This is a genomic window from Paenibacillus sp. FSL k6-2145, assembly GCF_037976585.1.
GTDB lineage: Bacteria > Bacillota > Bacilli > Paenibacillales > Paenibacillaceae > Paenibacillus.
Genome location: NZ_CP150267.1, coordinates 6,236,785 through 6,261,720 on the forward strand (window position 1 = coordinate 6,236,785; position 24,936 = coordinate 6,261,720).

Here is a 24,936-nt window from a genome sequence, read left to right on the forward strand (position 1 = left end):
CAATCGCTCCTCTCCCCACTATAACCAGGAACGCATGAGCACTATATCATCACGGTGCGTTCCATCTTCGCCCGTTTCTGTTTCAAGCACAACAACCGCTTTTTGGAACTCAGGCGCAGTTAACAATGCTTTCATTGATTCATTTCCGATATATCCCTGTCCGATTCTCGCATGTCTATCCTTACACGAACCAGACGCATATTTGGAATCATTAAAATGTACAGCAGCAACATTATCCCAGTATCCGAGCTTCCTGCCCTTATCAAGCATCGCAGCTTCGTTGCCTGACGCCCAAATACCTGAAGCAAAAGCATGGCATGTGTCAAAACAAAAAGCAATATGCTCCGGATATCGGCTTAATTTGCGAATCTGTATCATTTCTTCCATTGTCGTGCCCATCGGGCCATGATCACCTGCCTGATTTTCAATCAGCACCTTTGAATGTCCATTCCAATTCTCCAAGGCGGTATCCAGACAATGAATGAGGTTCTGATAACCCTCCAGCGGATCGTTTGTTTTGATATGTCCAAAATGGACCACCGTCCCAACAGAACCGCAAGCATTCGAAATTTCAAGATCATTGCGAATAGAAGCTATTGTAGCATGAAACCCCGCCTCTCCACGGGTCACGCCCAACGCCGGATTCGTAGGATAGGGTGAATGTGCAATCGAAGCCAGTCCATGCTGTTCACACCAATCCCTGCACTGCTCAGCATCCTTAAGATCCAGACTTTTCAGGCTGAGACTGCGCGGGTTTTTCGGAAAATACTGAAACGCCGTTGCCCCCATCTCATACGCTCTCTTGGCTGCCTGAAGAAATCCACCTCTGGTGCTAACATGTGCCCCGATACCAGTTTTAGGCCTCATGCTGGCATTTCGGACAGAAGAACGCCTTCTTGCCCGTAATTTCCACTCGTTCAATTGTTCCCCCGCAGCGCGGACAAGTCTCGCCTTCCCGATCGTACACTCGACATTGCTCGTCAAAACTTCCTGTCTTCGTATCGCCTTGCATCAGTGGCATTTCCATATAACCACCCTCAGAAGCCGCTTCACGCAACACGGACTGCATCGAATGGAACAAGCGCTCCGTCAGCTCAGGTGAAGTCGCGATGTTCTGCGTTTTGGAGCTTGGTCTCAGACCAGCAGCAAAAGCAATCTCATCCGAATAACAGTTGCCAATCCCTGCAATGATATGCTGGTTTACCAACGTTGTCTTAAGTGTACCCCGACGACCTTTCAACAGAGAAGCAAAACGTTCCACGTTCATCCGTCGATCCAATGGTTCAGGTCCAAGATCAGACATCGCCTCTTCGGTTTCTTTCGAAGTAAGCAGATGTAAATAACCCAAGCGCAGTCCAATAAAGAATAAAATGTGATCGCCAAACTGGATTTCCACTTGTGTGGAACGATCAGGGCGTTCCTCTTCCGTGCCCCAGAAAATCATACCGCCCAACATGAGATGCAGCACCAGACGTTTGCCATTAGCTAAGTGGAAAATCAGATGCTTCGCTCGGCGCTCAACAAATATGATGCGATTACCTGTAAGTTCATTGATGAACAGATCAGGCTCCGTATTTATCGTTTTATCGCGGTTAATTACAACACCTGTAATCAGTAGATCAAGTATTTTCTCGGACAGCAAGGTCCGGTAATTTTCCATTTCCGGTAGTTCCGGCATCGTACATTACCCCTTTTTGGAAGCTTGGTCTGCCTCTTGCGACAGCCACTCCATCAATTTATGCAAATCTTCAAACACATGATCAGGTCGAGCCTTGGCTGCTTGAATGTGTCCATCCATATTATCCCGTGTGGTCACACCGGTAAGTACCAACAGCGTCTCACACCCTGCTGCCACTCCAGCTGCAATATCGGTTCGCATATTATCTCCGATCACTGCCACTTCATGAGACGCCAGGTTTAGCCGGCTAATGGCCGACTTCATTATAACACTCGATGGCTTGCCAATAACGGTAGGATGAACTCCGGTTGCTGCTTCAATTGCTGCTCCAATAGTCCCCGCCCCAGGTGTCAGTCCATCATCGGAAGGAAGCTGCAGATCCGGGTTGGTCATGATGAATTTTGATCCCGCATTAATCCACCTTAGCGCCTTGGTCAGTTTATGGTAGGAAAATTCACGATCAATCCCCTGTATCACGTAATCTGGTGCATCTTCCGTCAGCTGTAGTCCTGCTTTTTCAATGGCTTCCAGCAGTCCTGCTTCTCCAATACATGCCACTTTTGCACCAGGGGACTCTTCAGCAACATATTCAGCAGCCGCCACAGCAGAAGTACATACTTGAGACGCGTCGGCAGGTATGCCCATCCCGTTCAGATGATCTGCCACACCTTGTGGTGTACGGGAAGAATTATTTGTTACGAATAAATACGGCTTTCCTAGCTCTTGCAGTGTTCGAATAAGCTGATCGGCTCCTTCGATACGATGTCTGCCATGATAGAGCGTACCATCCAAGTCAATCAGATAGGCCTTAATCACACACAGCACTTCCTTTCTTCATTCCATTAACATTTAATGTCCTTAATCATTTACCTCGAACTTGACCGCGAACCTATGTATTCAGGCAAAAAAATAATGGCTTGCTGACATATGCACGCAACAAGTCGAACCGGATCGAACAGCGACGGTTTAACTCGCGCGTCTTCTGTACAAGCTTGTCATTTCCTGCGCTTTCCCGGAAAATAATTTGAATCATTTCCCTCTTCATATTGCCCATCCTACACGCTTTCTGACCAGATTGCAAAAGGGACCGCGGGAGTTCCTCTCCCTCAGTCCCGTGCAATTACCCGGATCTTTATATGACGTGTTTAGCCGTGCACTGGTTCGCAATCAGGGTTAAGATTCTTGCTTGCGATGCACGACAGGAATAAGCTGGTGTTCGTTTGCAAGTCTGGTATTCGGGAATACGGACTGCGCCTCTTCCAAAAGTGGCTGAAGTTGATCCTCATCCTTATAGCGTGAACTGAAGTGAGTCATGATTAGTTGCCCTACATTGGCTGCTCTAGCCGCTTCTGCCGCTTGTTTAGAAGTACTATGATAGTACTCATGCGCTGTATCGGCCAAATCATGCATGAATGTAGCTTCATGCACAAGTACATCTGCATTGATGGAAAGTGGCTGTACGTTGTCACATGGACGTGTATCACCTAATATGGTGATCACCATGCCTCGTTTTGGCGCTCCCAATACATCTTCTGGACGAAGCGAATCACCGTTATCCAGCGTAATGGTTTCTCCACGTTTCAGTCGGCCGAACAATGGGCCTGGTTTCAAACCGTATTCCGCCAGTTTGGCTGGGTCCAGGCTTCCTGGACGATCTTTTTCCGTAATCCGGTATCCATAGCTGTCAATCCGATGCTCAAGCAAAGCAGCTTCCACGATAAAACTGTCATCCTCGAACAGGACGCCGCCCGTATGTTCCACGATATTCAAATCATAGTTCACCCGGGATTGGCTAAGCTCCATTGTTGTACTGATCATTCGTTCCGTACCTGGCGGACCATATACGGTTAATGGTGTGGTGCCACCTTGATAGGCTCTGCTCGAAAGCAGTCCTGGAAGTCCAAATACATGATCACCATGCAGGTGAGTAATGAATATTTTCTCCAATTTGCTCAGTTTAAGCGGAGAACTTAAAATCTGGTGCTGCGTTCCTTCCCCGCAGTCAAACAACCACAAAGCTCTGCGCTCATCCAACATGCGTAGCCCAATGGAAGTTACATTCCGTTGAAGCGTAGGTACACCAGCATTAGTTCCCAGGAAATATAGTTCCATTCTGGATCGCACCTCTTTCTGTTGCCAGCAAAAAACCTCCGACATTGCGGAGGGCTTTGCCTGACACTCTACTGATTTATGCCTTTTCTACGTTAAAATACTTGGCTTGCGGATGGCTGAACACCATCGCTGATACAGATGCTTCAGGTTCCATCATGAAACCTTCCGTCAATTCCACACCGATATCCTCAGGCTGCAGCAACTTGAACAACGGCCCTTGATCTTCCAGATCCGGACAAGCCGGATATCCAAAGGATACCCTGATTCCCTGATAACGTGCCCCATGACGTTGCTTCATGGTCATCTGAGCAGAATCAGGGAATCCCCAGATATCTCTCATCATATGATGCACACGCTCAGCTAATCCCTCTGCTACTTCAAGCGCTACGGATTGCAGAGCATGCGAGCGAAGGTAATCCCCTTGATCTTTCCACGCAGTGGATAGTTCACGCACGCCGTGTCCGGCAGTAACAACCATAAAACCAACGTAATCCATTTGACCGGATTCAACAGGTTTCAGGAAGTCGGACAGGCACAGGAACGGCTCAACTTTTTGACGTGGGAACGTAAAGGTATGCAAGATATTGCTGGTGTCCTTTGGATCATAGATGATGATGCTGTTACCACTGGACTGTGCCGGGAAGAAACGATACATGGCATGTGCCTGAATAATCCCGTCACGAACAGCCTCTTGCATAATATCGTCCACGACTGCTTTCAGGTCTGTAGCCTTTTTGTCACCTGAAGCAAGCAGTTGTTCTACTGATCCACGCAACCCCAGATGATGTCCAAGCAACATCTGCATGTTCACGTATGGCAGGATATGTGATAATGGGTAGTTACGCATCGTATGCCGCTCCAGATCAGGCGGGACAAGAACCGGATGATCTACAGCAATATCCGAACGCTCCACTCGTGTAAGCTCTGGAAGAGCCTGAACAGCTACAGCACCTGAAGCATCAGCTTCTTTCTCAGCTTCCATCTCCAGTTGCATCGCTTCACGTGAAACGGGATTCATCAATTTGTTTGCCAGATCCAGACCATCCATCGCGTCTTTGGCGTAAACAACCATTCCGTTATATTCGGGACGGATACGATTTTTGGTGAATTTACGTGTTAGCGCCGCTCCACCAACCATAATAGGCACATCAATACCTGCTGTTCGCAAATCCTGAGCAGTAAGAATCATCTGCTGCGCTGATTTTACCAATAACCCCGAGAGGCCGATCGCATCGACTTTTTCTTCTCGGTATGCCTCAATAATACGTTCTGGTGGTACTTTTATACCCAAATTAATGATCCGGTAACCGTTATTGGACAGGATGATCTCTACCAAGTTTTTACCGATATCATGCACATCGCCCTTAACCGTGGCGAGAATGATCTTGCCTTTAACCGAAGTCTCATTCTTCTCCATAAATTGCTCCAGATATGCTACAGAAGCCTTCATAACCTCCGCACTCTGCAACACCTCAGCTACAATCAACTCATTGTTGTTAAAGAGACGACCTACTTCCTCCATCCCCCGCATCAGTGGACCGTTAATCACTTGAAGTGCTGTATATTTGGCAAGTGCCTGTTCGAGATCTGGCAGCAATCCTTCTTTACTTCCTTCGACTACATATGAAGCGAGACGCTCTTCTAATGAAAGGTTCGAGATTTTTTCCTTCTTCTCAACCTTTTTGTTACGGAACGCCGCTACGAACGCCGCCAGTGTGTCATCATTCGTGTTATATAAAAGCTCTTCCGAGAGCCTGCGTTCTTCTTCTGGAATGGACGCATAACGCTCCAGTTTCTCTGTGTTCACGATGGCATAGTCGAGACCTGCTTTGGTACATTCATACAAGAACACAGAGTTCAGCACTTCACGACCTGCTTCAGGCAGTCCGAATGAAATGTTACTGATACCGAGTATCGTATGACATTCAGGCATCGCTTCCTTAATAACTCTTATACCTTCAATGGTTTCTTTGGCTGAACCGATGTACTGTTCATCTCCGGTACCAACCGGGAACACCAACGTATCAAAAATCAGGTCTTCTGGTTTGAGTCCATATTTGTTCACTAGCAAATCGTAAGAGCGCTTGGCTACGTCAAGCTTGTCTTCCCGACTAATCGCCTGACCCCGTTCGTCAATCGTTCCGACAACAACCGCACCACCATATTTATGAAGCAAAGGCGTAATCAACTCAAATTTCTCTTCGCCATCCTCAAGGTTAATGGAGTTAATTATCGCTTTACCTTGTGAGTACTGAAGGGCCAGATCAATTACTGAAGCATCCGTCGTATCAATCATGAGAGGAACCTTAACTTTTTTCACAACCAGTTCAAGGAACTTCACCATGTCTTCAGACTCTTCACGGTCCGGATCTTGTACACACACGTCAACAATGTGCGCTCCATTTTTCACTTGAGCACGAGCAATTTCCGAAGCTTCTTCATATTTGCCTTCTACAATGAGTCGTTTGAATTTCCGTGATCCCAGGACGTTCGTACGCTCACCAACCATGTACGGACGATTGTCCTGTTCAATGTAGATTGGTTCTATACCAGACAATGCCGGTGGATGTGTTCCGTTCATTTCTCTTGGGGGGTACTGGGCAAGTGTATCGCGCATCGCCCGAATATGTGCAGGGGTTGTCCCGCAACATCCACCAGCAATATTCAACCAGCCCTGTTCGGCAAAAGCACCAATCTTCTGAGCAAGCGAGTCTGGTGACTCATGGTAATTACCGTTCTCATCCGGAAGACCCGCGTTCGGGTAACAACTAACGGCAACCGATGCCATTCCAGAAAGCGAGCGAATGTGATCACGCATGAACTCAGGACCCGTAGCACAGTTTAGTCCTACCGAAATTGGGTTAAGGTGTTCTAAGGATATATAAAAGGATTCGATGTTCTGACCCGCAAGGGTCGTACCCATCGGTTCTATCGTTCCTGATATCATCAGGGGCAGTGTAACGCCACTCTGTTCGAAGGCCTGCTGAATTCCAATGCTGCCTGCTTTTACATTGAGGGTATCCTGTGAGGTTTCGAGTAGTAGCGCATCAACGCCTCCCTCTATTAAAGCAAGCGCTTGCTCCAAATAACTGTCGATAAGTTCCTGGAACGTTACTCCCCCAGTTACAGACAGTGTTTTGGTTGTTGGTCCCATCGCACCTACCACATAACGTGGAGATTCAGGTGTAGAGAAACGATCAACCGCCGCTTTCGCAATTCTGGCTGCTTCCAGGTTGATCTCACGTGCCCGATCCTGAATATCGTACTCAGCAAGTACAACGGATGTGGCACCAAATGTATTGGTTTCGATTAAATCGGCTCCAGCCTCCAGATATTCTTCATGAATGCGCTGGATCAGCTCTGGACGAGTAAGCACTAACATTTCATTACATCCATCCAAATCTTCGCCGCCAAAATCTTCGCCAGTCAGATCAACTTGTTGAATCATGGTCCCCATTGCACCGTCGAGGATTAATATTCGTTGTTTTAATGCATCGTGTAGACTAATCTTATCCAATATCTTCACCCCCGCAAAACGTTAAATCTTAGTTTAACAGAAACTAACTTAATGTGAAAGATCGGGTTTGATCCCGAAAGATGGCGGGTTTGCACGAATATGAACGGAATTTGAGAATCGACAAAAACAAAGCAATCCGATATAATTCAATTAAACCAAGTGGAAAAGAGGGAAAGAACATGGCTGAAATTGTTATCCGAAATACGAACGAACGCATCACTGGTGACGAAAATGTTCGAAATTTCTTGAACAAATACGAAGTATTATACGAGAAGTGGGACGCATCCAAACTGAACACTGATCTGCAAAATAACTTTGGATTAACTGATGAACAGAAAACTGAGGTTTTGGAAACTTACGATTATGAAATCAGAGATTTGGCTGCACGTCGTGGATACCAGATCTGGGATGTCATCACGCTGTCCGAACAAACACCAGATATCGAAGAAAAGCTGGCCAAGTTCGAAGAGATCCACACCCACGCTGAAGATGAGATTCGTGCAATTGTCGCTGGTAAAGGAATCTTTGTTATCAAAGCTACAGACGATGTAGGCTACTTTAATGTAGAATTGTCTCCAGGAGACGTTATCTCTGTACCTGAGAATACACCGCACTTCTTCACTTTAATGGAGAATAAACAAATTATTGCTGTACGTCTGTTCATCGAAAAAGATGGCTGGATTGCAGATCCATACCCTGATCCTACTTTTATCAAACAAGCCTAACACTCTCGTGTTACAACTTGCTTAACCAAAACCCCTGTTCAATTGAACAGGGGTTTTCGCATATGCATATGGAGAGTATTATACAACATCGTTGCATTATATAAAATAATGCGGGTATTTCGCCTTAATCGATTCCTGTTCAATAACAACTAGTCTAAGATGAGCTTCCATCACCTGAACAGCTTGCTCAGTCTGCCGCTCTGTGATAAGCCGATAAATCTCTTTGTGTTGGGAAATAATGACCTCCAGGTTGGAGTCCTCCGCTAGACGTAATAAACGCAACCGATTAAACGGAATATTCAGTTGTTGCAACATTTTCCATGTTCTCAGCTTCCCCGTGCCCTGGAACAAAATCTGATGAAACTCTTCATCCAGTTCAAAAAGCCGATAGAAATTGTTTTTTCCTATACAGACTTCCTGCATTGCAATGTTGGTTTCAAGTCGAAATCTGAACTCTTCAGGAAAAGAAACACAAGCCAAAGTCACGATTTCCTTCTCCATCTTCTCCCGCATAAACCTGCCTTCTTCCACATGCTCCAGATTAATATGAGAGACGATCGTTCCACTCTGGGGAATAATGTCCAGCAGTTCTTCTTCAGCAAGCTTCATGAATGCTTCTCGCACAGGTGTTCTGCTCACCTGCAGTTCATCTGCAATCTCTTTCTCTGAAATCTTGGTACCCGGCTTAAGTTCCAGATGAAGAATTCGTTCTTTTAACAGGTTATATGAATATGCCCGGGTCGAGCCTCTAATTTTTTGATTAAGTGACATGCCTAGACCTCTTTCTATCAGCCGTATTCATTCATCTTAGCACAAATTACCGTTCCACTTATATATCGGTGTGAAACGGTAATCTGGCCAACATCAACTATATTATTGCTTGTTTTCTTTGTAGGCTTTGTACGTATCATTTGCCAGCTTCAGATAATTAGATAAACCTTGACTCTCCAGCTCTTTGGCAAATGTATCGAATTCAGACAAGTTCCGCTCACCCAAAATAAATTTAAGTGTATTTTGATCCGAATAGTCTTTCAGTGGTGTACTCAGAAGTGTCACCCGTTCACGGTCCTCTGAAGAGTAAGGAATCGGTGGTTCTGCCGGGATCACTTCCTTGGTATCCTTCATGTCTTGCTGGAATTTCAACTCTTCTTCACTAAACATCGATTGCAGCAGATCTGTGGTACCCCCGTAGGCAAATACACCACCAGAGAATCCATAGTCAATACGCAAGTCTTTCGTTCCTTTCGGATTCAAGCCATTGTAGTTCACGTCTTCTACCAATTTACGTGTTCCGCCCTCTTTGGTAAATGTTTCGCCTTCAACGCCCCATTTGGCAAACTCTTGACCCTCATCGCTGTAGTATAACCAATCAATAAATTGCATAATAGCTTTGAAGTTTTCGCTTTTTTGAATTTTCCCGGAGATCATAACACCGTTTTCAAGTCTGGAGCCGGACATTAATTGCCCTTTTGGTCCACCAGGTACTGTAATCTTTGCAACTGAGTATTTACCTTCTCCCAGCGTTTTGTTCATATCATTTCGGTGCAGCACCACCGTTTGGGAATTACCATTAATCATGAATGATTTTCCGGATACAAATTTCTGTACAGCCTGATCATCATCCTGTGTAAAGCTCTCCTTATCGAGTAGCCCTTCGGATACCAACTTGTTAAAGTACGTTAGCAACTCTTTATATTCTGGTGTTGTAGCCGTGTACACAAACTCATCCTGATCTTCCTTATACGTCAATCCGTTACCAAAACCCCATCCAGCCTTGGTACCAAAGCCAGTAGCAGCGATGTTCAACGTACTATTAAATTGGAATCGGTCCGAAAACGGAATGGAATCCGGATAAATCTCTTTCAGTTTCTTCGCTGCATCATACAATTCGTCCCATGTGGTCGGGATGGCGATGTTATTTTCTTCAAAAACATCCGTTCTTACGAGTAGTGTGTAATCTGGCCATACTTCTTCATGCAGACCCGGGAGTACATAGTACTTTCCATCTTCCTGTCGAAGTCCTTCAAGTTCATCTTCCAGACCCCATTTTTCCACTTTATCCTTGAAATTTGGCATCAAATCAATATAATCACTAATTGGCAAAATCGCACCGGAGGATACAAATGCAGACTCTTCACCAGGGTACGTTTTAGGAATAACCAGTGGTGCATCACCGGAGCTAATCAACAGAGATCTCTTCTGAGGGTAATCACTCATGGGTACAATCGTTGGCTCAAGCGTAACACCCGTCAGTTCGGTAATTTTATTAAAAAGTAACCAGTCTTTTTTGTATGGATAACTAGGTTGATCACTATATAGTATGGAGAGATTAAATGGCTCAGTCGCCTTGAATGTATCCCCTACATTGTACGTCTCCATCGCTGCCTTGGTTTGAACTTCTGTGACGTCACCTCCAGCTCCGGTACCGCTGCTACATGCTGCCAGAACAACGGTCATCATTGTTGCCAACACCATTTTACCAACAAACTTACGTGGCTTTTGATTCATTTAGGTTATCCCCCTGAATTTGGTTTAGGTTGACCTTGCCTTAAAACTTTTTAATCAATCTCTAAAAGTTAATCATGTGAATCACTCTAGCTGCTGCGCATTACTGTTTAACAGACCCTAACATGATACCGGTTACAAAGTATCTTTGGACAAATGGATAGATGGTGAGTATCGGCAAGATGGTTAATACCATCGTTACTGACTTAATATTGGCAGCAATCTGTGTCAGGTTATCAGCTGAGGTTGCACCGGCAGATGCCCCGCTTGTCGCTCCTGCAATCATATTGCGCAAATAAATGGTGACCGGGAACAGTTCTTTTTTGTCCAAATACAGAAAGGCTGGGAACCAGGAATTCCAATGACCTACTGCGTAGAACAACACCATGGTTGCCATAACTGCTTTACTAAGCGGCAATATAATGCGTAACAAGATCCCGTAGGTGTTCAAACCGTCTATGGAGGCAGCTTCCTCCAGTTCTTCAGGCATATTTTCAAAAAATGACTTCATGATCAGCATGTTGTATATGCTAATTGCGCCAGGAACAACAAGTGCCCACATGGTGTTGTTGAACCCAAGGGAATTAATCAAGACATAGTTTGGAATCAATCCACCACTGAAGAACATCGTGAATACGGCGAACATCGTCAGAAACTTGCGACCCATCAACCTCTTTTTGGACAGAGCATATGCGAAAATAGTCGTCATGAACATGGAGATTAACGTACCTACTACAGTGTAGATAATCGTATTTTTATAATTGGTCCAGAACATGCTGTCACGCGAGATGGTCTTGTATGTCTCCACATTGAATCCTCTTGGGAACAAACTAACCTTACCGGAATTAATATAGGACTCACTACTGAAGGATTGTGCCACGACATTTAAGAATGGATAGAGTGTTATGAATACCACGAACAGCAGAAAGATGACATTGAATACTTTAAATACCTTGTAAGATCTGGATTCCTGCATGATGCTCCTCCTTTACCATAAGCTTCTTTGTGTCAGTCTGCGTGAGATGGCATTTACGGAGAACACCAGAATCAGACCGATCAGCGATTCGAACAAGCCAATTGCGGTAGCATAACTGAAGTTACTGGATTCCAATCCGACCCGATAAAGGTAAGTGGAGATCACATCAGATGTCTCGTAGATCAACGGGTTGTACAAGAGTAAGATTTTTTCAAATCCAACAGCCAGGAAATTTCCCATGTTCAAAATCAATAACGTCACAATCGTTGGCAAGATCCCTGGTATTGTTACATGAATCGTTTGCTTCCACCGATTGGCACCATCGATACGCGCAGCTTCATACAAAGAATCATCAATGGTTGTCAGTGCAGCCAGATACAGAATCGCTCCCCAACCCATACCCTGCCATACCTCAGAAGTGATATAGATTGTTCTGAACCATTCAGCCTGCTGCATAAAAGGAATATTGTCTCCGGTAAAGAAAGCCACCAGCCCATTAATGGAACCATTCACTGCTGTCAGCTGCAGGATCATACCCGCAACGATAACGATGGACAGAAAATGAGGCAGATATGACGCGGTCTGTACAAACTTTTTGAATCGTTTACTCTTCACTTCGTTAAGCATCAAGGCAAAAATGATTGGAACCGGGAATGTAAAGAGTAACGCAAGTCCGCCTAACATAAGCGTATTACCGAATACTCTCCAGAAGGTAGGGTCCTCAATAAACATTTTGAAGTACCTTAATCCAACCCACGTTTCTCCAAATATACTTCCCCCGGGAACAAAACGTCTGAACGCAATCACATTACCAATCATCGGCCCATATTTAAAAATAAGGAGATAGATGATGGGAAGGATTAATAGTGAATACAGCTGCCAGTCTTTGCGGAACAAAGTTGCTGCCGTTCGTAATCTGCTCTCTTTACGTAAAGATGTCATGGTTAACGTTGTTTTAGCGGTTTCCGACTCCATGTGTTTTCACTCCGATCCAGGACTTGATAAGTAAGAGTAATTCATGTACAACTCCCATCGTTTCTCCTCTTGTAGAAGACAACCAATCCTTCAACTTCACCCCCACTACGAAATAGATAAATGCTAAATGTAAGCGATATCAATTTGATGTATTATGTAGAATCACACAATCCAAGGTGCTTCACATCATTAATTAGCACTTACTAAGTGGTGTGATCTCCAAATCGAAATAAGCTTTTTCAAAATATTAAGCGCTTACAATCAATAGAAAATAATTAGCAATAACTCCCTGCTTCCATTTTAATGAAGTAAGTCAAAAAGAAATTGCTTTAGGACAATCTAAATACTAGTCATACTAGTATGTTAGTTATATTCTAATCCAGCTTCCCCCTAATTTCAATAACTTTTAGTAAAAAAAATGGAGATCTCTTTTAACAAGGTAATTTAGTCAACAAGCTCAAATAAAAAAACATTGGTAACTTCAAGAACGACAGCATCGTTCATAGAAGCTTCCAATGTTTCAGGGTGCTGAGGAAAGATGTTATAGCTGATCTGCTTAGAAATTAGCAATAAGCTGATTTAATTCCGATAAATGCGTTATTTCATGGTCTGGCGCATACGTTTCATTGTTGGTCTTATGCTCACGGTTAATCCATACGGATTGGATGCCAGATGATAAAGCACCACGAATATCAGTCGTTAACTTGTCTCCAACCATCATGCTCTCTTCGGGTTTAACACCCAGTTTATTCAAAGCATGTTCAAATATCGACGGATCTGGTTTTCCTTTTCCGAAGTTACCCGAGATAATAATCTCATCAAAGAAAGGAGTCAATTCAGGTACACCATCCAACTTCTCTTGTTGCAAAGCAGGACAACCGTTTGTTAACAACAACAGTTTGTACTTTCCTTGTAACTGGCGCAAGGTGTCCATCGTTTCTTCGTATACATGAGGTCTGGATCTCCGTTCTACTCCAAACTGCGCGGCCAACTGTTCAGCAAGATCTTCCCGATCTATACCCAACTTCAACAAGCCACGACGCCAGGATTCTTTACGGTAAACTGGAGCAAGCTGTTCCAACTGACGGAACTCAGGTTGATCCCCACCAGTAAAGTTAGCCCATAGGCCTTCAAACGGATTGATTCCAATCATTTTAGTGAAAGGAAAGGTTTCATATGATTCATACAGTCCACGTGCCTCATTACGAACAGCTTCTTCAAGTTCTTCTGGTTTAACCCCAGTCTCTTTCGCTGCGATTAGACAAGTCTCATGAAAAGCTTCTCGAACACTACGCTCATCCCATAATAAAGTATCATCTAGGTCGAACAAAATCGCTTTTAACGCCATTCCGATCATCTACCCCTTTATGCAATAATTACTTTTCGACGGTTTCCACGGTGATCTGGTGTGCTTTTGCAAACTTCAACAAACGTTCGGCAATCGCATCTGTATCGTAACGGTTCAATAACTTGGTAAACACCCATCTTTTCCCGCGACTGTTATGTTCGATAACAACTGTACCTGGTTCAATTCTGAATTTGACAATATCGTCAACCCCGATTGAACGTTCACGATTACCCTTCGTCGTGATAATCCGATTACTGCTAATCTTGATGTATGGACGGCGAAGCATGAAGATGACTGCCAAAAATACGTAAAGCAGCATCGTCACCCAGTCCCAAGTTGTCATTGGAGCTTGCACAAGGAATGTGCTCATAAACAGATACAAAAAGGCGAGACCAATCAAAAATATTGGGAACAACAAGCTGCGTCCCTTAAAGACTTCTTCACCTGGTGTACCCGTGATTGGTTGACCACTTTTTTTGCGTTGCTGATTTAACTGCTTGGAATTTTTCTTAACCGTTCTCTCGAACGAACGCGACATGAGAATCCCCCTTATGTGTCTTTGTATCGGCTTACATAACTGTAAACCAACATTTCCCCCTATAAATTGCACACTCAAAATAACAGGAAGAAACCTAAATATCATAATGATATCATTAGGTTTCGTTAGTGTTTGAGTTTGCCTTGGTGGCCTTTGTCATTCTCATCATCAACAATCTCAATGGTATCCAGTTGTTGTCTGAAATTGTTGCGAATATTACTCAAATAAATCTCTCTTAGCTCGGCACGTTCAGCAAGTTCTTCCTCCGACAATCCAGTGGACTTTTGCTTACGAGCCAATTCGTTAATGCGTGCTACCAGACTATCTATATCCAAGCTTGTCCCCTCCAAAAATACAAAGTCATATTAACTTTGCCATTATAAAGGCAGCTTGTCAAGCTGACACGCGTTAACACTCATTGATGTGCATTTTATTCTGCAAATTGCGGTAGAGCTAGTACTTGTCCCACTTGGATGGAAGTTGTATGAAGTTGATTCACTTTCTTAATTGCTTCTATATAAATACGTGTATCCATATTCGTCGGTTTATGTTCCAAAGAAATACTCCATAATGTTTCCCCTTGTGAAACAGCTATCTTTCCTCCAGGCAGAACATCATTCTCATTGCCAGCAAATACAGTTAAAACGGTGCTACATCCAATAAATATAATCAAAGAGGTAATGGCTACCTTTAACATCCATGAAGAAATCTTGAAACGCGCTAAAACCTTCTTGTAGTTCCCTATTTTAGTCTTCACCAGTTCCGAATTCATTGGTTCATAAATGCTTTGATAAGTAGAATATCTCATTAAATACCCGCCTCCAAACGTTTGTTCCTATCTGTTGAAATCAATATAACACGAACACTTGTTTTGTTCAATAGATTTTTAGAACAATTGTTCGCTTCTTTTTTGAAGGAGAAATTTCTTATTTCACTTCCTTTTGCAAAGCATTTGCAGTATTATGCTCTGACTTTTGGACAATTTCTGTTCTATAAGTTAAAAAACACTGATTTAATGCTATTTTATTTAGAACTTATGTTTGTACGAACGGAGGTTCTATGTTATAATTTTCCCAAACGTTACTAAAATGGGGTTGATACGGTATGTCGAAGATATCCAGCAGGCAGCAGGCTATTCTGGAGTTTATACGAAATGAAGTCCGGTTGAAGGGGTATCCTCCTTCCGTACGGGAAATTGGTGAAGCGGTTGGACTTGCTTCCAGCTCAACAGTACATGGACATTTGGATCGTTTGGAGAAAAAAGGTTTGATCCGACGCGACCCTACCAAGCCAAGAGCCATTGAGCTTTTGAGCCAGGAAGAATCTGAGCATTCTCATCAATTTGCTCATAGCGTTGCACGTATTCCTGTCGTTGGTAAGGTTACAGCCGGGGTTCCAATCACTGCAACCGAGAACATTGAAGACTACTTCCCTCTTCCTACACATTATGTAGGCGAACAGAAAGTGTTTATGCTTTCGGTAGTCGGAGATAGTATGGTGGAAGCTGGAATCGTTAACGGAGATTACGTTATTGTCCGTCAACAGCAAACTGCTGATAACGGTGATATCGTCGTAGCAATGACTGAAGACGATGAAGCTACAGTGAAAACGTTCTATAAAGAGAAAGATCATATTCGCCTTCAACCGGAGAATGCGACCTTCGAACCTTTACGTTTGAAACATGTTAGTATTCTGGGTAAAGTCATTGGCCTTTTCCGAGATATTCATTAATATTTAACTTGAGTAACAAAACTAGATGTAATGAAATACGAAAGAGGTTGTCCTGATCAACAGGACAACCTCTTTTTTTCATGTTTATGTTATTTTAGCGGATAATTATTCACTGCGTTTCAGAACACTCTTGTGATGCGAGAACACATCAAAGCTCTGTTGCCCGTGATATGAGCCCATACCGCTCTCTCCTACACCACCAAACGGGAGATAGTGTGAAGTCATATGAGAAAGTGTGTCATTAATACATCCCCCACCGAAGGATACTTGATTCAAAACCTGATCTTGCAGTTGCTCATCCTGTGTGAAGAGATATAATGCCAATGGTTTTGGCCGACGAACAATCTCATCCAGCATAGGTTTCAAGTCACTGTACGTAAATACAGGAAGAATCGGACCGAAGATCTCTTCTTGCATGACAGCTGATTCCCAGTTCACATCTCCAAGTACAGTTGGCTCAATCAGCAACTGCTCACGTACAGATCGTCCACCTATCAGCGTTTTGCCATCTGTGAGGAATTTCGATAACCGATCAAAGTTACGAGCATTGACAATATGCGGGAAATCAGTGTTCTGTAACACATCATCTCCAAATTTATCTTTGATCTCTGCACCAATCAGATTGATCAATTCATCATGAACTTGTTCATGTACAAGCAAATAATCCGGAGCAACGCAAGTTTGGCCTGCATTCAGGAACTTACCACGAACAATACGTTGGGCCACCAGCTTCAGATCTGCATCGCTATGGACAATAGCAGGACTTTTACCGCCCAACTCAAGAGTTACAGGAGTCAAGTGCTCCGCAGCTGCCTTCATCACAATGCGACCAACACCCGTGCTTCCTGTGAAGAAAATATAATCAAACTTCTCTTTCAACAATGCTGTGCTGGCCTCGACTTCCCCTTCCATAACGGCGATATACTCCTGAGGGAAGATCTCCTGAATCAGATCATACGTCAGACGAGATACGGCTGGTGTTAATTCAGAAGGCTTGATAACTGCACAGTTACCGGCTGCAATTGCTCCAATCAGTGGACCGAAGGCCAATTGGAAAGGATAGTTCCAAGGTGCAATAATAAGCGCCACTCCGTATGGTTCAGGGTAAATGGTGCTCACCCCATCCGGCATAGCCGGATTGGTTGGGACTTGTTTAGGTGAAGCCCATTCCTGCAGGTGTTCTAATGCAAAATCCAGTTCACCCAAAACAATACGAATCTCTGAACCGTAAGCTTCCGCCTCTGATTTGTTCAAATCTGCCCGAAGTGCATCTTGAATCCGTTGCTGATACTTTTCAATTCCTTTTCTAAGCTGTTGAAGCGCATTAATCCGATACTCGATATTTTTAGTTTGTCCTGTATAAAAGAATGTACGTTGTTCTGTCACTAGTTGTTTTGCTTGATCCATATTAACATCTCCAATTAATTATTTAAAATTAAATTGTTCAAAATTCAAATAAAGTATACCTCTTCTATATGAAACTTTCAACATACAAATGAAACATCCATTTGTATGTATTGGACGATGGTTGGAATTTTAAAAGAGTGAATGCTAGTATTCCTTTCTATCTGTGGCTATCAGAATTTCTAAGGAAGTTTGATTTAAATCTTTTGCTTCAGAAAGTTTAACATTAATGAAAAGTGAGTTTTGCGATTATCTAAATCGACGAACGAATGTGTTTGTTATAAAGGTAAACCTTGGTCACAGATAAACACAAAAAAGTTACGTGGGCTAATGAAGAAGAATTAGGGGAAATTTTTTAATTTGCTTTAAGATGATTTATCCATTCCTGGCCACAACTTCACAACGAGCAGATTTTAATCCAACAACTACTCCTGAGAGCGGTCTTCGAAGAAAGGGTTAAATAATATCAAATCAACTTGTACTACTTCTATTAAAAAAACTCATCTAGTATCTCACTCATCCGCTGCATTTCATGATCGTCCAAATCTGTTTAGATTGGATATACTACTTAATCAGTTGGAGGAATTTTTGGAAGTTACGTTAGTAGATCTGTAGGGGGGGAAATACAAATCACAATGTAATATATGTCATATTTTTACATTTAATTATGTGGTATTTTTAGAAAGTAAAGTTTTATAAATCATTTAAAGACAGATTGTCAAGCTAAGTGCGACAGTTCCTCTGAAAAGGATTCGTGAGCGGTTCTCCACCTCAAGCATTTTCGGGGTCTGTTATTGATCAAATCGAGTGAGCGGACAAGATCTTCATCCTCTACCCTAGCAAAATCCCTACCCTTGGGGTGGAACTCTCGGAGTAATCCATTCCCATTTTCATTGGATCCGCGTTGCCAGGAGGAGTACGGATCAGCAAAATAAACGTCTAGGCCATGAGTAGTTTCCACACTGGCATAGCAAGCAAATTCCTTGCCACGGTCAGCGGTGGCGGTGAGGAATGTCCCTTGGGGGTATTGTGAGATGGCTACACCCAATGCGATTTCCATGGACAATGCCGTCCGATCCGGCATAAGAATCGCCGTATACAGACGTGTCTTCCGTTTAATGAGTATGGCTACGCACCCTTTACTTTTCCCACGCCCTGAAACTACGGTATCCAGTTCCCAGTGTCCAAACGTTTCACGAGAACGGACTTCCTTCGGGCGATTCGAAATAGACTTTCCAACCGTAAATTTACCGCGAGTTTCAGTGGGTTTCTGACGCTTCCCTTTGTCCCTCAGAACGTGTAGTACACCTCGAACCAGCCTCCCCGTGTAAATCCAGCGATAGATGGTTTTGAAGGAGACTACAGGTAGACCATCGACGCGGAAACGTCCAATAATCTGTCCTGGAGACCATGTGGCCTCAAGTTTTTCCTCCAGTGAAGCAGCCAGAGTATCGGACCATTTACTGTTAGGTATCGAAGCCTTACGACGTTCCTGATAAGCACTTTGAGCTGGCTCCGCCTGATAGGATCCAGATGAAGCTGCACGCTATCTGAGGTGGCTTCGAGTGTCCAATTGGATTAGGAGGCTTTAAAGATATAAAAGGGGTTCTTAATAAATACATTAAGCTAATTCTGCAGAATATGAAGTTTAAAGCTTCACATAATCAATGGTTTGATGCAGCTCTGCCTTCTCCATACTTCCAAAAACATTAAAATCTCTGAGGAACTCATCGAACTTATCCCTCAAATCGCTGACCAAGGAGCACTTCGAAGCTCCCCCTCCAGCTTTGTTGTTAACTTTACCGCATACGTACTCTCCGTATAGGACGGATGCTTTCCATATAAAAGCTCGATCTTCCATAATGCCTCAACCGTATTTGGCATCTCGCTGACCTGAACATCCGGCGCAAACCATCAAGCCCCTAGAAAAGAAAAAAGACGACCCACCAATTCGAGTCGCCTTCATTCCAACTCAATGCCAGTTTAAAAAATCACGAAACGACCCAAACAGCTCCGTCAAAATATACCCCGAAAATGAAGGGGGAACTAGAGAAGCTGAAGAACAACTGGATCGGACAAACTTCATGAATAAGTATAAATCTTCATAATAAACAGAAAAGTTTCAGCGCTAAGTACACAAGTAGATCTTATATAAACTCGAAGTCATAGCTCACGTTTTTAAAACTAGATGATACGAACAAACACTCTAAACAGCGACCTATTGTAAATCATCACCATAAGATATCATTATTTTAGCCCGGTATCGGTTAGTATTAATCCACATTTACAGGCTCGATCACTTCGAATAAAAATGGATTACCATTTAAATATTCTCTTATGTATGCTTGGGCATACTTTTGTTCATCGATTAAACTGGTTGTTTCTCTTGGATCAGAGGAGTGATGGCAGGAGTTCTCGATCATGAACATGACAAAAAAACATTCCAGATCCCGAATATAGTCCGTTTCCAACTTCCTAATACTCTCATAACCTTGGATAAGCATCCATCGATGCTTTGGCCAAAGCTCCAATATGGTGCCTGCCATATCGTAGAGATAATATCCGTACCCACATCTTCCAAAATCAATCGGATAGGGTTGATTATCCTCAAATACCATATTACCGGTATGTAAATCAGCATGAATGAGTCCATAGTTATGTTCACTTGGATGCATCGTGGTAAGTTGGGATACAACCTTCTCAGCTGCATCTTGATACAGCTTCCATCCCTCTTCGGATAAAAAACGCTCATAGTAACGTTCCAACTTAGCCATTTCACGTTTAAAACTTTCTACTCCCCAAGTAGGTCTTACAAAATCAGAAGGTGGATTGAAATCCTTTGCTGCTTCATGGAGCCTGCTCATCAATACACCCATATTATATGCTTGACTATCTGTAAATTCACCTGCTGCTTTTTCACCCTCTATCCATCGCATCATCGTTATATAAGGGCGCCTATATCCTGTCTCTGTTTCGATCTCCAATACATAAATACCATCACAATTTGCCATCCCTTCTGGTACTTTTAGATCTTTCGATTTGTTCAGTGCTTGTAACAGTAGGAGTTCCGAACGAATTTCCTCTCTGCTTAATCGGTCCGAATGAATGCGAAGTAAATAATTGTTATCTGTACTGGTTTCAATTTTATACGTGATCGTATCGCCGGATAGTTGAATAAACTGGATGTTATCCCATTCTAAGTCATACTTTCGAATTGCAGATAAAGCGACTTTCCTTGCTCTGATTAATAACGCCCGCCGTTCTTCATCAGTATCAAATCTAAAAAAATCATTCATTTGTTATCCCCCTGCAGTTTTTATGAAGTAAATCAACTACTTCTCTTATATGTTATTATAACGATAGTAAAAGCTTGAAAATATGTAATAAACAATTTAAACTATACTATACACAAAAAAGTCACATTGGAATTTCTTCCAATGCGACTTTTGTTAAGCTATTATTTTGTATAAACGATCTTTTTAATAGTATCGCTTGAAAGGCAAAATCGATCTGAAAGTTTCTCGATAGTGTCACCATCGAGAAACTTTCGCCGGATTTCATCATTTCTAAGATTATAATTTTTCTGCTGCCTGAATTTTCACCCCAATTTTTTACGCAAAGCTTTTGATTTAGGGACGTAAACCAATTCACCGTTCATATACTTTTGTATTTCATTTAGTAATTCTTCCGGAAAGATGATGTCGGCATTTACATATCTCATGATAGCCGCTCCTTAAAATAGTTGAATTTTAAGGTAGCAAAGTCTACTCTATAACAATTATCACTATCCAGATTTAAGCGGTTACTTATATTATTAGCTCTATACAAACAACCGCCGTTGTTCATAAAATAGACTTTGCATAGAACATATCTCGAACATTGTCATAGTGTCTCTCCTTCCTAAATAACATTCAAACTAAAATATGTCTTCATCGGAAATAGAATGCTATCTCAATAGTAACATATTACTCCAAGTGGGCGAAGTGTCAACACTATACAATTAAGTCGTTTGAGCTAAACCGTCATATCTCATCTATTCCTTACGAACCATCAATATTAGACACTCCACATGTATCGAGTACGTGAATACTTTAAGCTCCTTCCTTCAAACTCAGCGTTGCCGATGCGATATCCAGTTCAATTCTCTGCTTTATCACTAGCGATGATATGGTTCACCGCAGTTTAATCTTAAACTAAACTGCCCGCTAGCTTAATGAATTAGAGCAGTGACAAGTAGTTAAATACTTATCTAATCGGTAATCAGATCATTTCCTTGTCCTTTTCGGCAATCGGTACAATTTCTGGTCTCCAGCTTTAAAGCTAAAGTATGGTCAAATCCTGTGAAATAGGGTAGAATTGTTTTAGTTACTTTTCCGCAAGAAACTTCTGCACTAATCCAAACATAGTTATTGGAGCCAAATATGACTCCTGCACAAACGAGCCTTAGTTACCGAAGGCTCGTTTTTTGATGATTTTTTTTAAAATATCTTTTTCCGACTCTTATTCGAAGTTCTTCCTTTTTCATCTTTCAACAAAAACATTTCACTGCTCTGCTCAAAATTGATTAACTTACGCTTATACCGCTGTGAGGCGGTTTTACATACAAAAAAAAAAAAAACTACCGTTCTAGTAGGAGGAATGAAATTGGCAAGTTTTAAGAAATTAAAAAGCGGCTGGAGGTATCGGTTAAAGTACACCGATCCGTTCACTCAACAACAAAAGGAGAAATCCGAGGCTGGCTTTCGAACTAAACCAGAGGCTGAACTAGCTGCTGCTGAATTTTTAAGGCATCTCAAACAAGGGTTTGAACAGTCCGACATTCCTTTGGTAAATTACATTCGTAATTGGATTGATAATTACAAAAAGGTGTTGTAAGAAAGAACACAATCAAACTACATGATAACAATCTTAACACCCATATCAAACCTTATTTTAAGCGTCTGATGCTCCAGGATTTAAAACCAGATATGTATCAAGTCTTTTTGGACTCTCTATTTAAAAAGGGACTCAGTAAACGAACGGTCGAGATCATTAACTCAACAGTATACTCAGCCATAGAGCATGCATTGATTCAAGGGAAAATATTACGCAATCCATGTAAAGGTTCAATTATTAAAGGAGAGCACAAAAAGAAGACGATCCAATTCATTGATTCAAAGGACATTCCCAAATTTCTTCATACGGCTCGAGGTGACGCGTACATTTATTGGATTTTCTTCAAAGTGCTCATTGAAACGGGTTTACGAAAAGGTGAAGCTGCCGCTCTCAGGTGGTCGGATATCAATTTCAAAGAAAAGACGATCCGCGTGGATGAAACACTCGATTTTCAAGCCGGAGACGAGGACGAACTTTTCGGAGATACAAAAACGCGAAATTCTACCCGCACAATTAGTGTAAGTAACGGAATTATTAATGATTTAAGATATCATGCTTCATGGCAGAATCAAAATAAGATCAATTTAGGAGAGTCAATGTACAGACACGATTTGAACCTAGTCTTGTGCAAAAACGACGGTAGTCCGATGCCTAAATCTAGTCTCTTTAATGCTTCGAAGAGGATTTTGAGAAAGGCTGGTTTGAGTGAGGAATTAACAATTCACTCCTTGAGACATACCTATGCCGTGGTCATGCTTGAAGCTGGGGCAGACATAAAATTTGTACAAGAGCAACTTGGGCATGGCAGTGTGCAAATTACATCCGATGTGTATGCTCATATTTCTAAAAAGCTAGAGAAGCGGAACATTGATAAATATGAAGAGTACACTTCCCGTATTTTTGGATCAGAAAATCAAAAACCGGGGGACATTTGGGGGACGCAACCTCAATAGAAGTGCAATCTCCTCAAAACGTCCCCCGGCTAGATACTTCAAAACCCCGTAGTTACAAGGTTTTTTCAATTAGTACAAAGTAATATATTGATCGCGTTCCCATTGGTGGACTTGTGTTCTATTTATGTTCCATGCTTTCAAAGTGGATCACCCACCATAATAAATCGGCTTAAAACAAGTATTATCAGTGATCAGCTTATCAGAACTAATCATAATTATTCAGACTTTTGTGGGCATTTTGTGGGCGCTTTTGTGGGCGCCCTTTTTTTCTTATTATAATGAAGAAACTCGTTTCAGATACTCACTTTGATTGCATTACTACTCTGACATTAAATGCAATAAATCTAGTCTATATAACGCTGGTTAAATCAAAAATCTCCTAATTAAATAATATGCTTATACAGATATTATAAAGTATAAGCTCTCAATTCCCAAGCGATACAATCTCATTAATTAAAAGAGACAATTTCGGCTAAAGAAACCCAGCGGAACTCATCCTCTAACATCAACTTTATTTCACACCTTGCAAAGTTTAATCCCACAACTACTCCTGATATCGGCTCTTCGAAGAAAGGGTTAAATAATATCAAATCAACCGTACTACTTCTATTATAAGAGTCAACAAGTACTTCACTGATTCGCTGCATTTCCTGATCGTCCAAATTTGGCTTGCCACGTCTCTTTTGTTGCTCACACTGAGCCAACCATGCCTCTCTGTGTTCAGGCATAATCATCATCCTGGATGTCTCATACAACCCGTTATCCTTCAGTCTGCTACGCACGACAAGCCCCCCTCTTAGTATTGAGTCCAATAGTCAATGTTCCCAGACGATGGTGTATGGTCTACCTTAGGACGTTCTCCCTCACGTTCCCAGCCTTCCAAGATCACTATGTTAGCCGTGTCAGACCTGTCTTCCCAAAGAATGTATTCCGCAGCCACAAGAGCGTCCAAAGCAGCCATAACGTTTGGTTTATGCTTACCTGTTTTGACAGTCAGTTCATGGATTGTAGGAAATCTACGCCGTCCACCTTTGTAGTTATATAAGATCCGCAGGACCTTACGTTGATAGTCCGTTAACATGTTAATCACCTCGTGATTATTATATGCGAACACATGTTCTTTTATCAACAGTAAAAATACCCAGTCATAAGACCAGGTAAATCGATACCACTAAATCGCTATGGGAGAGGTAATAAAAGCATACACCATTTTATGCAACTATATTCCTGTACACTTTTCAATGCGGGCATGATCTGGTTCACAAAGACGCTGACTTTGCACATTTGTTCTTTTGCCTGTCGAGTAACTCATTAGAGGAGCTGGAGTGATGTGTTGCGGGAAATGTTATGTAAAGGAAAGAAGAATGACCGGAGATACTCCGGTCTTTTCGTGTTGGAGAGTCTTGAATACGAAGAAGTCGCGCCAAAAAGTAGACTTAGACCGTCTGCTCTCTAATTAGAGAGAGCAGACGGTCTTATAATAGCAATTAAAGATTTAACTGTTGAAAGAAATCTCCGATTCCTATGCCTAATGCGTTGCAGATTCTGTTAAGAGTAATAACCGTTGGCGCCTTTTCACCTCTCTCTATTAGCCCGATA

At 42.4% G+C, this 24,936-nt stretch carries 20 protein-coding genes and 2 pseudogenes; 3 read left to right on the plus strand and 19 right to left on the minus strand.

All coding sequences use genetic code 11. The features are described from left to right. Positions 1-18 precede the first annotated feature (18 nt). From NZ043_RS27540 to metH, 5 genes are all read right to left on the minus strand, one after another. The gene (locus NZ043_RS27540) at positions 19-867 is read right to left on the minus strand and encodes a deoxyribonuclease IV (protein WP_091029328.1); all 849 of its coding nucleotides are present in this window, start codon (positions 865-867) and stop codon (positions 19-21) included. Next, positions 857-1,678, minus strand: coding sequence for a DNA-formamidopyrimidine glycosylase family protein (locus NZ043_RS27545; RefSeq protein WP_091029323.1), 822 nt, complete (start codon positions 1,676-1,678; stop codon positions 857-859). Before NZ043_RS27545 ends, NZ043_RS27540 begins: the two co-directional genes overlap by 11 nt. A 6-nt stretch (positions 1,679-1,684) precedes the next feature. After that, a complete protein-coding gene (locus tag NZ043_RS27550) occupies positions 1,685-2,494 on the minus strand; it encodes a TIGR01457 family HAD-type hydrolase (protein ID WP_047843396.1) in 810 nt (269 codons plus the stop codon). Between the two features lie 357 nt (positions 2,495-2,851). Then, positions 2,852-3,790 carry a ribonuclease Z gene (gene rnz, locus NZ043_RS27555; RefSeq protein WP_017688042.1) on the minus strand — a complete coding sequence of 313 codons (939 nt, stop codon included), beginning with the start codon at positions 3,788-3,790 and terminating at the stop codon, positions 2,852-2,854. A gap of 76 nt (positions 3,791-3,866) precedes the next feature. Then, entirely contained in the window at positions 3,867-7,307 is a 3,441-nt protein-coding gene (gene metH, locus NZ043_RS27560) for a methionine synthase (RefSeq protein ID WP_091029322.1), read from the minus strand. Positions 7,308-7,486: 179 nt separating this feature from the next. Here metH and NZ043_RS27565 point away from each other — a divergent pair, with 179 nt between their 5' ends. Then, positions 7,487-8,032, plus strand: a complete 546-nt coding sequence (locus NZ043_RS27565) for a cupin domain-containing protein (protein ID WP_047843398.1) — start codon at positions 7,487-7,489, stop codon at positions 8,030-8,032. Positions 8,033-8,128: 96 nt separating this feature from the next. On the opposite strand, the gene NZ043_RS27570 is transcribed toward NZ043_RS27565, so the two are convergent. From NZ043_RS27570 to NZ043_RS27605, 8 genes are all read right to left on the minus strand, one after another. Further along, the gene (locus tag NZ043_RS27570) at positions 8,129-8,803 is read right to left on the minus strand and encodes a GntR family transcriptional regulator (protein ID WP_091020712.1); all 675 of its coding nucleotides are present in this window, start codon (positions 8,801-8,803) and stop codon (positions 8,129-8,131) included. Positions 8,804-8,905: 102 nt separating this feature from the next. After that, the gene (locus NZ043_RS27575) at positions 8,906-10,540 is read right to left on the minus strand and encodes an extracellular solute-binding protein (RefSeq protein WP_091029319.1); all 1,635 of its coding nucleotides are present in this window, start codon (positions 10,538-10,540) and stop codon (positions 8,906-8,908) included. A 100-nt stretch (positions 10,541-10,640) separates the two neighbouring features. Beyond that, a complete protein-coding gene (locus tag NZ043_RS27580) occupies positions 10,641-11,513 on the minus strand; it encodes a carbohydrate ABC transporter permease (protein WP_036613592.1) in 873 nt (290 codons plus the stop codon). A gap of 12 nt (positions 11,514-11,525) precedes the next feature. Then, positions 11,526-12,488: an ABC transporter permease subunit gene (locus NZ043_RS27585; protein WP_339309771.1), complete on the minus strand. Its 963-nt coding sequence runs from the start codon at positions 12,486-12,488 to the stop codon at positions 11,526-11,528. 556 nt (positions 12,489-13,044) lie between these two features. Continuing rightward, positions 13,045-13,836 (minus strand): HAD family hydrolase, encoded by a 792-nt coding sequence (locus NZ043_RS27590; protein WP_091029314.1) that lies wholly within the window; start codon positions 13,834-13,836, stop codon positions 13,045-13,047. 28 nt (positions 13,837-13,864) lie between these two features. Further along, positions 13,865-14,374: a hypothetical protein gene (locus tag NZ043_RS27595; protein WP_017688037.1), complete on the minus strand. Its 510-nt coding sequence runs from the start codon at positions 14,372-14,374 to the stop codon at positions 13,865-13,867. 125 nt (positions 14,375-14,499) lie between these two features. Then, positions 14,500-14,709, minus strand: a complete 210-nt coding sequence (locus tag NZ043_RS27600; RefSeq protein WP_091029313.1) for a DUF896 domain-containing protein — start codon at positions 14,707-14,709, stop codon at positions 14,500-14,502. Between the two features lie 95 nt (positions 14,710-14,804). Beyond that, complete coding sequence (locus NZ043_RS27605; RefSeq protein WP_091029310.1) at positions 14,805-15,182, minus strand: LysM peptidoglycan-binding domain-containing protein; 378 nt, start codon at positions 15,180-15,182, stop codon at positions 14,805-14,807. Positions 15,183-15,478: 296 nt separating this feature from the next. On the opposite strand from NZ043_RS27605, the gene lexA reads away from it, so the two are divergent. After that, positions 15,479-16,105, plus strand: a complete 627-nt coding sequence (gene lexA / locus NZ043_RS27610; protein WP_017688034.1) for a transcriptional repressor LexA — start codon at positions 15,479-15,481, stop codon at positions 16,103-16,105. 105 nt (positions 16,106-16,210) lie between these two features. Here lexA and NZ043_RS27615 read toward each other — a convergent pair whose 3' ends face one another. The 4 genes and pseudogenes from NZ043_RS27615 to NZ043_RS27630 all read right to left on the minus strand — a co-directional run bounded on the left by NZ043_RS27615 (position 16,211) and on the right by NZ043_RS27630 (position 21,230). Continuing rightward, positions 16,211-17,512 (minus strand): aldehyde dehydrogenase, encoded by a 1,302-nt coding sequence (locus NZ043_RS27615; protein ID WP_091029307.1) that lies wholly within the window; start codon positions 17,510-17,512, stop codon positions 16,211-16,213. Between the two features lie 715 nt (positions 17,513-18,227). Further along, positions 18,228-19,043: pseudogene (locus NZ043_RS27620) on the minus strand (IS30 family transposase); the annotation flags it as partial. Between the two features lie 739 nt (positions 19,044-19,782). Further along, positions 19,783-20,805 (minus strand): phosphotransferase, encoded by a 1,023-nt coding sequence (locus NZ043_RS27625; RefSeq protein WP_249910813.1) that lies wholly within the window; start codon positions 20,803-20,805, stop codon positions 19,783-19,785. 302 nt (positions 20,806-21,107) lie between these two features. Continuing rightward, on the minus strand, positions 21,108-21,230 hold the full coding sequence (locus NZ043_RS27630) for a hypothetical protein (protein WP_339309772.1): 123 nt from the start codon (positions 21,228-21,230) through the stop codon (positions 21,108-21,110). A 923-nt stretch (positions 21,231-22,153) separates the two neighbouring features. On the opposite strand from NZ043_RS27630, the pseudogene NZ043_RS27635 reads away from it, so the two are divergent. After that, positions 22,154-23,337, plus strand: a pseudogene (locus NZ043_RS27635) (tyrosine-type recombinase/integrase). Between the two features lie 449 nt (positions 23,338-23,786). On the opposite strand, the gene NZ043_RS27640 reads toward NZ043_RS27635, so the two are convergent. Both NZ043_RS27640 and NZ043_RS27645 read right to left on the minus strand, forming a co-directional pair. Next, positions 23,787-24,119, minus strand: a complete 333-nt coding sequence (locus tag NZ043_RS27640; protein WP_339309773.1) for a YolD-like family protein — start codon at positions 24,117-24,119, stop codon at positions 23,787-23,789. 14 nt (positions 24,120-24,133) lie between these two features. Beyond that, positions 24,134-24,418: a hypothetical protein gene (locus NZ043_RS27645; RefSeq protein ID WP_339309774.1), complete on the minus strand. Its 285-nt coding sequence runs from the start codon at positions 24,416-24,418 to the stop codon at positions 24,134-24,136. Between the last annotated feature and the right edge of the window lie 518 nt (positions 24,419-24,936).